Below are 14,153 nucleotides of genomic sequence, written 5' to 3'. Positions count from 1 at the left end.
GTCACCTCCTCTACTGGACATAACATCAGTATAGGAAAGACTGACGCGGTGGTGGCTGATCAACATGAGTAATCAGGAAGAATAATGAAAAATTAATACCTGCATACGGACTAGAAAGCGTCCTGTCGCCTGAAGTTTCATTGGATGAAATCACTCTCTCCTGGAACCCATATTATCAGTATGGCGGTAATCGGTCTGAGAAAGAGCTTTTTTCATTATTGAACTCCGACACCATTGTGGAGTTAATGTCCTACGCAATCGGCTGCATGATGGGTCGTTATTCTGTAGACAATCCCGGCCTAATTCTCGCGAGCCAGGGCGAAACCGTTCGAGACTACCTTGACCAGGTCCCTGAGCCCTGCTTCTCACCAGATGATAACGCCATCATCCCGCTCACCGATCAGGAGTGGTTCCCCGACGATGCGACCAACCGCTTCCGCGACTTCGTCCGCACCGTCTGGGGCGAGGAGCACCTGCAGGAAAACCTCGACTTCGTGGCTGAAAGCCTCTGTCTGCACGCCATCAAGCCCAAGAAGGGCGAAGCTGCGCTGGACACCATCCGTCGCTACCTGAGCACACAGTTCTACAAGGACCACCTGCGGACCTACAAGAAGCGCCCGATCTACTGGCTGTTCAGCTCCGGTAAGCAGAAAGCCTTCGAATGCCTGGTCTACCTGCACCGCTACAACGAAAGCACCCTCGCCGAAATGCGTACCGACTACGTGATCCCGCTCACCGAGAAGCTTTCCGGCTACGTCGAGAAACTGGAGCAGGACAAGGAAGCCAGCGCCTCCGCCGCCGAAGCCAAGCGCATCGAGAAGGAACTGAGCAAGCTCTACAAGCAGCAGAACGAGCTCAATGCCTTCGATGAGAAGCTCCGTCACTATGCCGATCAGCGGATCTCACTGGATCTGGATGATGGAGTGAAGTTGAACTACGGGAAGTTTGGGGATTTGTTGGCGGAAGTGAAGAGCATAGCCGGGGATAAGGCTTAATATATTTATGATCACCTGCACCCATTAACAGATAATCAGGCAAAGTTTAGGAAGCTTCAGCATGACATCTAAAGTAGACTTTATATATATTGTGGAGAACGAAAGCCAAGTTCCTTCAGCCTCGCAATTCAATATACATAAAGAAAATTATACTCAAAATTACACTATACCCGGTTCGGAAGCATATAACAAAGAATCGAGATTTATATCAAGTCTTAGCGCTTCTAAAAAGGCTTCTCTACTTATAGCCGCTGCATCTTTTTACTCGTCCCCTTTGACTATTATTGCAGCTGGAGCGTCCTCGGCCGTACTGTCAAAACTTTTTTCATCCTCATCTTCAGATAGCCCGGAAGAAAATATTAACAAAGAGATTGCAGAGGAGGAAATAGGTAACTTCCTTGTTAATCATGCATTAACCCCAAGCATGGCGAAAAGCTTGAATTTCAATTTCCCACCTGGTCATCCTAGGGTTGGTTGTGGCTATAGGCTTCATCCATTAGCAAGCCGAGGAAGCGAAGATAAAAGCAACCTTTACATCCCTGAAGACAAGTTTGATGAATTGCTGTTTGAGGAGCGAGAGGCTGAATTAATTAGACTCCTCGTCAATCTGGGTGCTACCAGTATCTCAATTAGCGAGCACTCTGATGAAGACTATCGTTCGAGCCTTGGCGGCAAGGTCGGTGTTAACGGTGCAGCTTTAGGAGGGGACGCGTCAATAAGCACTGAAAGTTCAAATATATCTGCCGGAGTTCGGCAGCGTGAATTTATTTTAAATCCTGTTAAGTCATCCGGGCAAGAATATATATCACAGGAAGAATATGCATGGGTGAAATTCGAGCCTAGCTGGCAGTCTCTTATATTTTCCAGAGAGGTTGGTAGATGTACGAAAGCATCAGTAATTTTGAAAGAAAGAACCGCTTTTTCAAATAAAAAAAGCGGATCGGTCGGCTTTTCAGGAAAGCTTGCTGAGGCTTCGCTAAGCGGTGATGCGGAAAAAAGAGGAGAAGCCAGCAAAAATTTCGTCATTGAGGTTTCTTTTTATGACAAAGAGTCGTGATGCACGCTCGGTCAAACCAAGAATAAAAGCTAACTATTTGGTATTTTCATGAATATTGGACAGCTTCAGCAAGGATTGCAGCAAGCTATTTTCGCAGACAGGCACCGCCTAGTCTTCTGGTACGACGCCCCCGGCCACTTTGCCGATGCACTGGATGAGCTCGCTCTGGATGGCGTGCAGCTCCTCAATATGGCGGGGCAGTCCACCTTCGGCGTGAAGCTGCGTCTGGAGCTGGACGAGCCGGCGACGCCAACACTGCTCTACTTCCCATACGCTGAACCGGCACCGGAGGATGACTGGCTTCTGGACATCAAACTCTACTCCGGGCGCTTCTATGCCGATCAGCTCTCGATGACCTTCAACGAGCTGGGCCTTACGCGGCATGTACTACGTGAGCATCTAGCGAAGCGGCAGGCGTTTCTGGGTAGCCGCAAGCGGATCGAGGCGCTCAAGCGCCTGGTCACGCCGGAGATGGACGAGGATGGCCTCGACCTGGCCATGTGCGCTGCCGTGGTGGGGGCGCCCGCTGGCGATATCGCCACGCTGCTGTTCCATCTTGGCGATGAGGCGGTGTCAGAAGAGACAGGGCTGGAGGGCAACCCCTCCTCGCTGGAGGAGATGGCCAAGTACGCCCTGGTGCCAAGTCTGGTTCGAGCCCTGCAGCTGGAAGTGGGCTATCCCGCCAGCCAGGCGGAGCTTAGCGGCGAGGCGTCGCTGCCGTTCGGCCAGCTGATGCTGCGGCTGCTGACCACCGGCTACTGCGAGAGCATCTCTGAGATCCCCGACTGGGCACAGAGCCATGCCATCGCCTCGGTGAATGCCCGGGCCACCTCCCGGGCGCTGCTCTCCCGCTGGCGGGACAGCTCGCGCTTCTATCCGGCCTTCGATGTGATCTCCGGATGGGTTGCCGAAGCGTTGCGCATCGAGGACAAGATCCGCGACGTGCCCTTGGAGCGGCTGGCCAATGTGGCGACCTTCGAGGTGGTCGAGAAGCAGATCATCGTCGACCTGTGCCAGGCGATTCCCCAGGCCGACGTGCGTGACCTGGAGATGTTTCGCGGCATCATCGCCGAACGCCTGGACGGCTACTGGGCCTCACGGCACAAGAACGACGAGCGCCGGGCGCGCTACCGTCAGCTCTACGACGCGCTGAGCGCCGCCATCGATCTGTTTGCTTTGCGACAGCAGCACCTCAACGGCTTCCACTACGAGAGTGTTGAGGCGCTCTACCAGGCCTACAGCACCGAGCTCTACCGCTTCGATACCGCCTATCGCCACTATGCGGTGGCCTCCGACAGCACCGGCGTGGAGCTGCTCAAGAAGCTCGATGAGGCGGTGGAGCGCTGCTACGACGAGTGGTTCCTCGGCCAGCTCACCCGCAACTGGAGCGAGCGCATCGACGCCGAGGGGCGCCTGCACGACTGGAAGCTGCCGCGCATCCCCAACCAGCAGCACTTCTTCCGCGACGTGGTGCGCCCGCACCTGGACGCCCATCGCAACAAGCGCCTGGTGGTGATCATCAGCGACGCCTTCCGCTATGAGGCGGCCGAAGAGCTGCGCGAACGCATCAACGCCAAGCGCTACAGCGAGGCTACCCTGGGCAGTCAGCTCGGCGTGGTGCCGAGCTACACCACCCTGGGGATGGCCTCGCTGCTGCCGCACCGTGAGCTTACCTACCAGCCCGGTAGTGACGACGTGCTGGTGGATGGCAAGTCCAGCCAGGGGACCGAGAACCGCAGCCAGCGACTGAGCGCCGCCGTGAGTGGCCAGGCCATGGCCGTGACCGCTGAGGAGGTGAGGGGCTGGTCCCGCGAGCAGGGCCGCGAGGCGATCAAGGGCATGCAGCTGGTCTACGTCTACCACAACGTGGTGGATGCCCGGGGGGATACCGCCAGCACCGAGAGCGAGACCTTCGCCGCGGTGGAGGACGCCATCGAGGAGCTCGATACGCTCACCCGCAAGATCCTCATGCACCTCAACACCAGCACCGTGCTGGTCACCGCCGATCACGGCTTCCTGTTCCAGCGCAGCAAGCTTGATGAAACCGACCGCACCAGCCTGACCGAGAAGCCGGCCGGCGCCTTCAAGAGCAAGAAGCGCTACGTGCTCGGGACGAACCTGCCCGACAACCCCAGCGTCTGGCACGGCCATACCCGCGAGACCGCCGGCACTACCTGCGACACCGAGTTCTGGATTCCCAAGGGGGCGCATCGCTTTCACTTCGTCGGCGGCGCCCGCTTCGTGCATGGCGGCATCATGCCCCAGGAGATCGTCGTGCCGGTGCTCACCGTCAAGCAGCTGCGCGGGGAGAAGGTCGAGAAGCGCACCCGACGCAAGGTGGACGTGATCTCGCCCAAGGCCTCGCTAAAGATGGTCAACAACATCCAGCGCTTCGAGCTCCTGCAGACCGAGGCGGTCAGCGAGCAGCTCAAGCCCATCACCCTGGCCGTGGCCATCTTCGAGGGCACCGAGGCGGTCTCCAGCGAGGAGACGGTGACCTTCGACAGCACGAGCGACAACATCAGCGATCGCATGAAGTCCGTGCGCCTGTCGCTGTCGGGTACCGACTTCGACCGCAAGCGCGACTATTTCCTGGTGCTGCGCGACAAGGACCTCAGCACCGAGCTTGAGCGCTACCGGGTGGTCATCGACCTGGCATTCACCGATGATTTCTTCTGATGGTTGTCAATTGACAACCTTAGCGGCTGGTGCCTAAGCTACTGGCAGGAGAAAAGATGACCCGCCGACGACACAGCAAGAAGGAAGTTGAAGAGGCCCTGGCTTACGCCGAGGCGCAGGGCTGGCGGATTGAGCCCGCTTCGGGGCATGCCTGGGGCCGGCTGTACTGCCCACACAACGATAGCGAATGCCGCTGTGGCGAATACTGCATCGTCAGCGTGTGGAGCACACCGAAGAACCCCGCCAATCATGCCCGGCAGCTGCGCCGCGTGGTGGATAACTGCACAGGTGGCACATCCTCCGAGGAGGACGAGACGTGACGACGACGTATGAGTTTACCCTGAAGTTTGCGGTTCCCGATGACCTTGACATGGAGACGCTGGAAACCCGCCTGTTCGAGGCGGGCTGTGACGATGCCTTGATCGGCGTTGGGCTGAAGGGGCGCTTGGCTCTGGAGTTTTCCCGCGAGGCGGGGTCGGCTCAGCAGGCGATTACCAGCGCCATGGCGGATGTGAAGCGCGCCATCCCCGAGGCCCGCCTGATCGAGGTGGGGCCAGACCTGGTCGGCGTCACGGATATCGCCGAGCTACTGGATTTCACCCGCCAGAACATGCGCAAGCTGCTGCAAACGCACCTGGCGACCTTTCCGCTGCCGCTGCATGAGGGGCGTGCCTCGCTGTGGCACCTGGCCGAGGTGCTGGACTGGTTCCAGGTCCATCAGCGCAGGAAGATCGACGACGCCCTGCAAGAGGTGGCGCAGACCAGCATGCAGGCCAATGTGGCCCGTGAAAGCCGCCGGGTGCCGGCGGAACACATCCGCCACTTCGATGATGCCCTGGTGTCATAAATGACCAACCCGATGGAACCCGCTCGAATGGAAGCGCTCCCCAACGTCAGCTCTGACGAGCCTGCCGACCTCGACACCCTGCTCAACACCCATTTCGCCGGCCGAGTGGTGCGCAAAGACCTGACCCAGCGGGTCAAGGAAGGCGCCAACGTGCCGGTCTACGTGCTGGAGTACCTGCTCGGCATGTATTGCGCCACCGACGACCCGGAGGTGATCGACGAGGGTCTGAAGAACGTCAAGACGATCCTCACCGACAACTATGTGCGCCCCGACGAGGCCGAGAAGGTCAAGTCGCTGGTCCGCGAGCGCGGCAGCTTCAAGGTGATCGATCGGGTGACGGTACGCCTCAACGAGAAGCAGGACTGCTACGAGGCCGCATTCAGCAACCTGGGGATCAAGGATGCTGAGATCTCTGCCGGCATCGTCAAGGAGCACGAGAAGCTGCTGGTGGGCGGGATTTGGGTGATCGCCACCCTGAGTTACTACCACGAAGAAGGCCAGCGCGGCTCGCCGTTCGGGGTCAGCCAGCTCAAGCCGATCCAGATGCCGCACATGAACATGGAGGAGCTATTCGAGGGGCGCCGCGGCTTCACCACCGACCAGTGGCGCGAGGTGCTGATCCGCTCCATCGGTATGGAGCCCGCCGAGCTCGACGCCGAGGTGCAGTGGCACCTACTGGCCCGAATGATTCCGTTTGTGGAGAACAACTACAACGTCTGCGAGCTAGGCCCCCGTGGTACCGGTAAGAGCCATATCTACAAGGAGTGCTCGCCCAACAGCATCCTGGTCTCCGGTGGCCAGACCACGGTGGCCAACCTGTTCTACAACATGAGCTCGCGGCGCATCGGCCTGGTTGGCATGTGGGACCTGGTCGCCTTCGATGAAGTAGCCGGCATCTCGTTCAAGGACAAGGATGGCGTGCAGATCATGAAGGACTACATGGCCTCCGGTTCCTTCGCCCGCGGGCGCGAGCAGATGGAGGCCTCGGCGTCCATGGTGTTCGTCGGCAACATCAACCAGAGTGTCGAGTCGCTGGTGAAGACCAGCCACCTGCTGACCCCGTTCCCCGACGCCATGATCGACGCCGCCTTCTTCGACCGCTTCCACGCCTATATCCCGGGCTGGGAGATCCCCAAGATGCGGCCGTCGTTCTTCACCCAGCGCTACGGCTTCATCGTCGACTACCTGGCCGAGTTCTTCCGCGAGATGCGCAAGCGCAGCTTCGCCGACGCCATCGACCAGCACTTCCGTCTGGGCGACAACCTCAACCAGCGCGACGTCATCGCCGTGCGCAAGACCGTTTCCGGCCTGCTCAAGCTGCTCTACCCACATGGGGAGTATCAGAAGGAGGACGTGCGCCAGTGCCTGGAGTACGCCCTGCAGGTGCGCCGCCGGGTGAAGGAGCAGCTCAAGAAAATCGGCGGCATGGAGTTCTACGACGTCCACTTCAGCTACATCGACAAGGAGACGCTGGAGGAGCACTTCGTCTCGGTGAAGGAGCAAGGCGGCGGCGGGCTGATCCCCGAGGGCCTCGGCAAGCCCGGCGTGGTGCATACCATCGGCTTGAGCGACAAGGGCATGCCCGGGGTCTATCGCATCGAGCTCCAGGTCACCGCCGGCAGCGGCAAGCTGGCGATGTCGGGGCTGTGGAACTCCACCTCCGCCAAGGAGCAGGTCAAGATGGCCTTCGATTACTTCAAGGCCAACGCCAGCCGCATCAGTGGCTCCAGCAAGGTGCTGGAGCACGACTTCCACCTGCATGTGGTCGACCTTCAAAACACCGGCGTGCTGCGCGACCTCGCCCTCGCCAGCCTGGTGGCTTTCTCGTCCGGGCTGCTGGGCCGGCCCACCCAGAGCCAGATGGTGGTGCTGGGCGACATGAGCCTGGGTGGCAGCCTAAAGCCCGTGGAGAACCTCGCCGAGTGCCTGCAGGTGGCCTTTGACGCCGGTGGCAAACGGGTCACCCTGCCCATGGCCAGCGCTGCGGATATCCCCACGATTCCCGCCGAGCTGTTCACCAAGTTCCAGACCAGCTTCTACGCCGAGCCGGTGGACGCCGTGGTAAAGGCGTTGGGGGTGGAGTGAGCATACTGTCGCCGCCGTAAACGAGCTGAAAGGGGGAAGGTGCAAATGACCATGCCATCTGAGCGAACACGCGCTTTGATTCACGCTGGGGAGTTTCTGCAGAGGCTTTCGCTGGATGCCTCCCTCCCTGAATCTGTCCGCCGCCAGGCGAGGGGGTTGCTTCGTCACTACCCGTCTCGGGAAGAGACGCTACACGCCGGCCAAGTGGAAGAGCAGCTGACCGTGGGAACTCTCTTCCAGCCCACCTTCAGCTCCTCGATAGACGAATAGGCTGGCTCGACGCCGCAACGCCACCCGGCGCCGCTCGCGCCGCCAACCATGAGACACTGCCATGAGCGCTGAACCCGAACTGATCCAGAGCCCCTTGAGTCAGACCATCACCCGCGATGGCCACACCCTGCAGGTGGATATCTACCGCCTGGAAGAGGAGGTCGACTGGCTGCTGGAAGTCGTCAATGAGGAGGGCACCTCCCATGTATGGGACGACCGCTTCGCTACTGACCAGGCTGCCCTGGACGCGGTGCATGAGGCGATCGACGAGGAAGGCATCGCTGCTTTTCTGGACTGATGCTGGTACCCGTAAGGGAGCAACAGTAGTCCGCGTCGGGCATGGGCTACCCTGAAAGCCACACCATCCGCTAGGTTAGCCTCCCCATGACACAGCCCTCACACCCTCCCAAAGACCCGCTCGCCCGTATCTTTGCCTACCGGGCCATCGACCTCCGTGACCGCTTCCCACAGCCCTTGGAGAGCTTCCGAGAGGCGCTTGAATGCCTGCAAAGCGACCGTTCCTACATGGCGGCTATGAGCGGGGAGATCATCGCCTACCTGCGCGGCGGTTACGCCCTGACCATTCCGGACGAGTTCTTCATCTGCCGTAGCGGTGAGATCGACGCCACTCTCGTGCCGCCTGAAGAGAATGACGCGGTGTGCGCGAAAGTTGAGGCGTGGCTGCGAGAAATGCTCACCCGACCCGATGTCGACACCACCAAGGCTGTTCCCGCGGAGGAGCGGCCTTACTCCCTCGATCAACTACTGGCACAGTGCGATCTTCAGGCTCCACCCCCTGAAGAGTTACAAGCTTGGCAGGACACACCCGATGTTGGACGCGAAATTCTGGAGGCACCTACTGAGAGAGATATCTGGCAAGCCGCCGAGCGATTGTTTGAAAGTCGAGAAGGTGCCGAACGCTGGATGACGAGCCCAGAAATTGCTCTTCGAAGTCGCACTCCGGCAGATGTGATGGTGGAAGATCCTCAGCAAATTTACGACCTTATCATGCGACTGGAGTACGGGGTCTATACATGAATGAAAGACCGCTATCGACCCAAAGCGGCCAGTCCGGGAAAGGCTGCATGTGCGTTCATTCAATATCAGAGCGTGCTGTCTAAATACCGTTAGATTTTCGGGAGGCTAATTGGAATTTTCTGAACGAGTAGAAATTCTTCACCGCTTGGTTGACGAGAACCCGCGCCAAGCTGTCAGTGAAGCGTTGGATCTTTCCGGAAATATCAATGTTGATTTGTTGAAAGCAGCAATTCTGGTTGACGCTGGTGGATTGCTAAAAGATTTTGAGTCGGTCCTCAAAGGAGTTGAGATATTTCGGTATGTTGTCGGCAAGTGCAAAGACAGCTCGGAGCTAAATTATAATTTGGCGAACGGCCTTCATGCTCTTGCCTTGTCTACAACCTACGAAGGGTATAGTTGGTATGGAGTAACCGAAAAATATCGGTTGGAGGCTCGGCAGCTCTTCTATAAAGCAGCCACTGACGAAAAAGCATCTCTTGATACTAGATCTCAGTCCTTTACTAACTTGGGTAATCTTCTTTGGTCATCATACAGATGGGTTGAAGCATATGATTTCTATTCGAAAGCCGTAGAGGAAAACCCAAAGAATGCAGTTGCGAGCTCAGGTGCTTTGAAAATGCTCAGATATGCATTGGGACAAGGCTTGGGTGATCATGATTTGGTAACAGCTGAAATAGAACATCTTGCGTCTCATGTTAATAATAATATTGAGACAATATATTCTTACTCTGGTGAGTATGGAGTAAGCGGAATCATGGGCGAAATAACAGATATTCGTGCGTCCAGAAGATCCGATCATGAGATTCAAGCCGGTAGCTATGAGAGGTTTGTCGTAAAAAATAACCTGACACTCTCACCGACCATTCACTCGCACTCGCACGATTCTGAATACTGGGACAATATTAATATATCCTCAGTAACCTCTCCGACAGGATCAGAAGGGCTCGTTCCGGAGATTTTTGCGATGGTAAACGTCCTAAAATCTGACTACATTCTAGCCAGACAAGTGCTTTTCGATGCACGCAATGATCGCTTCAGTGAAACGGGCAACTATAATGACACTCTTGATTACGCATGCTACGGCGTAAATGAGTCAGCATTAGCTTTGGCGCAACGTAGTGCCTTAGATATCCTCGATAAAATTGCCGTAGCTTCATTGTCCTATCTTGGAATTGGTGGGGCGAAGGAAGCGTCGATGAAGACCGCCTGGTTTAAGAAAGCCAAGAAAGGCCAAAAAAAGAGAGAATTAGCCACAGCAATTTCAATAGAAGTTGAAAATGGTAATACGGCTCTCCTAGCACTGACAGAAGTTTCTAGAGATCTATCGAGTAAACAGGGATTTTTGTCGACGAAACAGGGTTCAAGAAACTCCTCGACACATCGATTTACTGTGCTTCACGATATGGGGGTGCCATCTACAAAAAGCACATCGGGTTGTGTTGAACATTTTGATGTTGAAGAGTTTGCGCGCGAGTCTATACAAACATTGAAGCTGGCTAGGGCTGCTGTAGTCTATTTCGTTCAAATGGTTCTGATCAGAGAAAAAAGGCTCTCTGGGGAGACGGATGGGATTTCAGTGCCGCTATTCGTGCCCTCTCATGAGTACATTCGTGGGGGCGATGAGTAAAAATCTAACAAAGGGCACTGCCGACCGGTCTTCCGCTACCGCTCCAAACCGGCGACTGACCTCAGGCGTTAGCATTCTATGAGATATCATCTAGTGAAATTAGACTCGAAAAACCTAAGAAACAAGATTCGGCGGTACATTATAAAGTCGATGTTGTTTGTGAAAAGGTTTCATAGAAGTAATTCTTCATTAGTTACTTGCCCAACCTACGGCTCCATCGCTATTGTCATAATATTTTTTGTGATGTCTTTGTCAAAAGGCATTCTTTCTTTGCCATTGAATGAAATGGGGGACGCATTAGGAGGTTTCGCTGGGGTTTTAGCATTTTTGTGGATCATTGTTACCGTTTTGATGCAGAACAAAGATTTAAAACTCCAATATGAAGAAATCAAAGATATGAAGAAAGCCAGCGAAAGCCAAGCGCGCTCGCTAAGATCTGCTGAAATATTTAAAGCTTTGGAGTATATCGAGTTTAAATTTGAAAGGATAACTCCACGAATAGAAGAGTGCCGACAAATTATAGACAATGAGATTGAGCAATTTATACAGACTTTTGAGACTGGACGAAACCCTAATGCATATTTCGACCCAGAGAAAGATGTCGTCGAAATCTGGGGTTATTTCAGGAGGCAAGGGGTAGAGAATGAGCTCATTTATCCAGTTGAGTCAGTGAGATAAGATTTTGATTATCTTGCATATTTAAAGCTGGAAACTGTTGTAAGAAATATGGGGTATGTTATAAATTCGCTCGATGGGCTTATTAAAAATTCGGACAAGGACATTCATAGTGAATTATCTGATACGATTGCTGGTTGGGAGCAGCTTCTTAGGGTTCACTGGTACCGCGAATGGGTAAGGTATTTGTCTCATGTGGAGCTTGTCGTCAAGCAGGCAATCGTTAAATACAAAAAAGGGCATGACATCGCAAGAGCCGCAATTGAGTGGAGCTTAGAAAACGATGAGAAATGCTGACAATCGGCTGCTAGGGACTGCATTACGCTGCGTTCCATGCAGCCCAAGAGCCTGGTGTTATATGAGCTTTAGCTGAAAGTATGTTTTTGGTCGGTTTCGATCAATATTATCGATACTGGACTTTGCTAATTTACCTAGAACATGCGCATATGGGGTTATCGTCATAGGATCACACATGAATGCAGGAGTACGTACTAAATGCCAGTCAGTAAAAAACGTAGGCGCAAAGCGCGTAAAAAGAAGCATCAGCCGAGGTCTTCGCCAAAGTTTGAGTATTCGCGATTTGCGTTGAGGGAAGAACAGCATGAAGATTTTAAGAAGGCTGTTTTGGAAGCAGCAAAGAAAAGCGTTTCAGACTTCCCGAATACGCTAAAGTCCCTCAATGGCGAACTTCGAAAGTCAGATCCAATCGGGATTCTGGCCACGCTTTCATACTACGGACTGCAGGCGCCTGTATCGCAAAGTGAAGGTGTTGAGCAGAGGAGCCAACTGAGTGGCATTTCGCAGCATCACATAGAGCTTCTACAAGCACTCGTGCTTGCTATCCCCGTCGAAGATTGGCCTAAAGATCCATTTACCCCCGACGTTATCCAAAGAGTCGTAGACACCCTTCCAAAAGTAACTGAAACTTTCTTTCATCAACGCATTCTTGCGACTGAAAGCATCGACGATGAGGTTGAACTTAAGCTCTTATCCTTACAGGAACGTATGCGCTTCCATACGCAGGCGATACGTAACTGGGGCTATTTTTCTGAAGTGGTACGCATTTCTACTGAGCTGTTCACGCCATTAGATCAGGCGATCAACAAGCATTTTGGATTTTGCGCATCGGACCTGATTTTCGTAATGAAAGCTGTTGTCGATGAATACGAGCGCCGACATAACGAGCATTGGTCCACAATGAAAAAAGTGTTCAATGAACCGACTGTAGGGAGAATGGTTGAAGCGTACTACGACAATGTACCTGAACTTGAAAGCAGTCCGGACGAATTGCTAAGTGCCTTACCGGTAAATATTACTCATGAGGGTGTGATGAGCCTCATCATGGGGCATTTCGACCAAAGACTGTCACTGCGAGCCACATTCACGCCGGATGAAGTCTCAGCTCTGACAGGAATCGATGTCATAAGTGTTGCAGCAGCGCTCAGAGCGATTTCCTTATCTCCTGGCAGCCTCGCGGAGACAAAAATAGAACACTTATTCCTCGGTAACCCAGTTTGGGAGGCTCCGGGAATCGATATTGGAGATGTTTTTTTTCTTCCCATACCCCAGATGTTTTTCAGCCATATCCACCGGATCATGGAACGGCTGGCAACCGAGGTTGGCCTAAAAGGCGAGCTTGACAATCAAAGATCTGCATTTCTGGAGAATCAACTTCTTCAGGTTATAAAGCAGGGCTTACCAGGTGCCAAACTCACTCCATCCGCTAAGTGGAAACAAGGATGCGAACAATTCGAGACAGATCTGCTTGCGATTATAGACAGAACAGTCCTCATCGCTGAAGCGAAATCAAACCGGCTCACCGCAAGTGGCCTTCGCGGTGCGCCTGAACGGGTTAAGCGTCATGTCGAGGACATTGTTGTCTATCCATCCTTTCAATCTGCCAGGCTGGAAAGTCTGATCACTGAAGCCCGGAAGGGAGACACCGAAGCGGACACTATCGTTCGTCAGTTGGGTATTGACCCCCAAATCGTTGATCAAGTGATTCGTGTGTCCGTCACACTAGACGACTTCTCGGTGTTGAGTTCATCCGAGTCTGATTTTAAGGAGATTGGATGGGTTCCTGAGGATCACCAACTTGCACCCACCATCCTCATTGCCGATCTTATTTGCATCACTGATATCTTAGACAACCCACTGCTACTCCTGCATTACCTGTCTGAACGTATTCACCTCCAGAAGTCGTTCAGCCTACTTGGTGACGAGCTAGACTTTCTTGGCCTTTACCTTGAAACTGGATTCAACATCGCCGGACTTCGCAAAGAAAACTCAATCTTCTCTCCCAGCGGTATGTCGAAGCAGCTTGACCGCTATTATACGAGCAAGGACGCTGGGATTGATTTTTCAAAACCAAAGGCTAAGCTCCGGCCACTATTTTCGAAGACTATCCAGAAGCTCAACGATAGGCGCTCCCATGGCTGGACGACAGCGGGGCTGCACCTGCTTTCAGTCGGTGATCCAGACGAGCAGAAAACGATTGAGACCAAACTGACTAAGTTGCGCCACTTAGTCCGAAGAAACCACCATGACCCTTTGCACCACTGTTCACTTCAAGTACGTCCACCGGAGAACCGCAAGGCGATGGTCGTGTTTTATTTGTTCCCGGAAGTGCTGCGTGCCTCATCTAAGAAGACCATGGAGAAATTGGCAGAACAAGCCCTAGATGTCGATGATTCTTTGAAAGCTGTCGTCGTCTTCGGGCGAAGTACCGAACGCTTTGAGGAGCCGTATGAAGTAATCCTTATTGCGACGCAGGTGTAGTAAACGAGCCTATGGAAAGGTGGTGTTAGTCTTAATCTATTGGTCTATTGCTGTATTCATATGTTTATGTTTGGCTGAATAGCGACAGCCAAAAAGGTAGGC

At 54.1% G+C, this 14,153-nt stretch carries 12 protein-coding genes; all 12 read left to right on the top strand.

Annotated features, from left to right (window positions below; all coding sequences use genetic code 11):
- Positions 1 to 245: 245 nt before the first annotated feature.
- Complete coding sequence (locus SCI24_RS08710) at positions 246 to 995, top strand: hypothetical protein (protein ID WP_318725029.1); 750 nt, start codon at positions 246 to 248, stop codon at positions 993 to 995.
- A 61-nt stretch (positions 996 to 1,056) separates the two neighbouring features.
- On the top strand, positions 1,057 to 2,052 hold the full coding sequence (locus SCI24_RS08705) for a hypothetical protein (RefSeq protein WP_318725028.1): 996 nt from the start codon (positions 1,057 to 1,059) through the stop codon (positions 2,050 to 2,052).
- A 48-nt stretch (positions 2,053 to 2,100) separates the two neighbouring features.
- On the top strand, positions 2,101 to 4,731 hold the full coding sequence (gene pglZ / locus SCI24_RS08700) for a BREX-1 system phosphatase PglZ type A (protein ID WP_318725027.1): 2,631 nt from the start codon (positions 2,101 to 2,103) through the stop codon (positions 4,729 to 4,731).
- A gap of 56 nt (positions 4,732 to 4,787) precedes the next feature.
- The gene (locus SCI24_RS08695) at positions 4,788 to 5,051 is read left to right on the top strand and encodes a hypothetical protein (protein ID WP_318725026.1); all 264 of its coding nucleotides are present in this window, start codon (positions 4,788 to 4,790) and stop codon (positions 5,049 to 5,051) included.
- Positions 5,048 to 5,578 (top strand): DNA-binding protein, encoded by a 531-nt coding sequence (locus SCI24_RS08690; protein ID WP_318725025.1) that lies wholly within the window; start codon positions 5,048 to 5,050, stop codon positions 5,576 to 5,578. The genes SCI24_RS08695 and SCI24_RS08690 overlap by 4 nt, the downstream gene beginning before the upstream one ends.
- A 27-nt stretch (positions 5,579 to 5,605) precedes the next feature.
- On the top strand, positions 5,606 to 7,663 hold the full coding sequence (brxL, locus tag SCI24_RS08685) for a protease Lon-related BREX system protein BrxL (protein WP_412929394.1): 2,058 nt from the start codon (positions 5,606 to 5,608) through the stop codon (positions 7,661 to 7,663).
- A 45-nt stretch (positions 7,664 to 7,708) separates the two neighbouring features.
- On the top strand, positions 7,709 to 7,933 hold the full coding sequence (locus SCI24_RS08680; protein ID WP_318725024.1) for a BPSL0761 family protein: 225 nt from the start codon (positions 7,709 to 7,711) through the stop codon (positions 7,931 to 7,933).
- 61 nt (positions 7,934 to 7,994) lie between these two features.
- Entirely contained in the window at positions 7,995 to 8,231 is a 237-nt protein-coding gene (locus SCI24_RS08675) for a hypothetical protein (protein ID WP_318725023.1), read from the top strand.
- 86 nt (positions 8,232 to 8,317) lie between these two features.
- The gene (locus SCI24_RS08670; protein WP_318725022.1) at positions 8,318 to 8,971 is read left to right on the top strand and encodes an antitoxin Xre/MbcA/ParS toxin-binding domain-containing protein; all 654 of its coding nucleotides are present in this window, start codon (positions 8,318 to 8,320) and stop codon (positions 8,969 to 8,971) included.
- Between the two features lie 109 nt (positions 8,972 to 9,080).
- Positions 9,081 to 10,598 (top strand): LA2681 family HEPN domain-containing protein, encoded by a 1,518-nt coding sequence (locus SCI24_RS08665; RefSeq protein ID WP_318725021.1) that lies wholly within the window; start codon positions 9,081 to 9,083, stop codon positions 10,596 to 10,598.
- 159 nt (positions 10,599 to 10,757) lie between these two features.
- Positions 10,758 to 11,276 (top strand): hypothetical protein, encoded by a 519-nt coding sequence (locus tag SCI24_RS08660; RefSeq protein ID WP_318725020.1) that lies wholly within the window; start codon positions 10,758 to 10,760, stop codon positions 11,274 to 11,276.
- 492 nt (positions 11,277 to 11,768) lie between these two features.
- Entirely contained in the window at positions 11,769 to 14,051 is a 2,283-nt protein-coding gene (locus SCI24_RS08655; protein WP_318725019.1) for a hypothetical protein, read from the top strand.
- Positions 14,052 to 14,153 lie beyond the last annotated feature (102 nt).

The sequence above is a fragment of the Halomonas sp. genome, assembly GCF_033549285.1.
Classification (GTDB): Bacteria; Pseudomonadota; Gammaproteobacteria; order Pseudomonadales; family Halomonadaceae; genus Halomonas.
The sequence above is the reverse complement of the archived record's forward strand: the minus strand, read 5'-3'. Positions and strand labels throughout refer to the sequence as shown.

Coding starts and splice junctions, on each gene's coding strand:
- pglZ (WP_318725027.1), top strand. CDS start 2,101: ATGAATATTGGACAGCTTCAGCAAGGATTGCAGCAAGCTATTTTCGCA.
- SCI24_RS08680 (WP_318725024.1), top strand. CDS start 7,709: ATGACCATGCCATCTGAGCGAACACGCGCTTTGATTCACGCTGGGGAG.
- SCI24_RS08655 (WP_318725019.1), top strand. CDS start 11,769: ATGCCAGTCAGTAAAAAACGTAGGCGCAAAGCGCGTAAAAAGAAGCAT.
- SCI24_RS08670 (WP_318725022.1), top strand. CDS start 8,318: ATGACACAGCCCTCACACCCTCCCAAAGACCCGCTCGCCCGTATCTTT.
- SCI24_RS08675 (WP_318725023.1), top strand. CDS start 7,995: ATGAGCGCTGAACCCGAACTGATCCAGAGCCCCTTGAGTCAGACCATC.
- SCI24_RS08710 (WP_318725029.1), top strand. CDS start 246: ATGTCCTACGCAATCGGCTGCATGATGGGTCGTTATTCTGTAGACAAT.
- SCI24_RS08705 (WP_318725028.1), top strand. CDS start 1,057: ATGACATCTAAAGTAGACTTTATATATATTGTGGAGAACGAAAGCCAA.
- brxL (WP_412929394.1), top strand. CDS start 5,606: ATGGAAGCGCTCCCCAACGTCAGCTCTGACGAGCCTGCCGACCTCGAC.
- SCI24_RS08695 (WP_318725026.1), top strand. CDS start 4,788: ATGACCCGCCGACGACACAGCAAGAAGGAAGTTGAAGAGGCCCTGGCT.